Annotated in this window: 1 protein-coding gene; it reads left to right on the top strand. The window is 42.9% G+C overall.

The window, feature by feature from the left end:
- Positions 1-482, top strand: a 482-nt coding sequence (locus QTN94_RS20440) for an IS1595 family transposase (RefSeq protein ID WP_443088820.1), incomplete at both ends; no start/stop codon positions are given.

The following is a 482-nucleotide window of genomic DNA, read 5'->3' as shown; positions in this document are numbered from 1 at the left end:
GTGGGATTTCTATTCCTCGATTTCTAAGTCTTTATGGCACAGAAGAACAATGTCAGAAACGCTTATTTTCATTGCGCTGGGAGAATGGCTTCATGTGCCCTAATTGTGGCTCTACGAGCTACTGCCAGCTTAGGTCACGTCCCCTTTATCAATGCAATCGATGTCATCAACAAACCTCATTAACAGCAGGGACATTGCTTTCCAATAGTAAGCTTCCATTAACGGTTTGGTTTCTTGCTATCTACTTAATTACACAGGGTAAAAATGGAATTTCAGCTCTTGAGTTATCTCGTCATTTAGGCATTTCCTACAACGCTACTTGGCGGTTAAAGCACAAGTTGATGCAAGCAATGAAGGAAAACGATGATAAACAACCACTTGAGAACATTGTGCAGCTTGATGATGCCTATTGGGGTGGTAAAGGCAAGGGCGGTAAACGGGGTCGTGGCTCTAAAAAGAAAACGCCATTCGTTGCTGCGATA

Origin of the sequence: Vibrio sp. M250220, assembly GCF_036533795.1 — a bacterium.
Taxonomy (GTDB): domain Bacteria; phylum Pseudomonadota; class Gammaproteobacteria; order Enterobacterales; family Vibrionaceae; genus Vibrio.
This window is presented reverse-complemented; position numbering and strand designations above follow the sequence as displayed.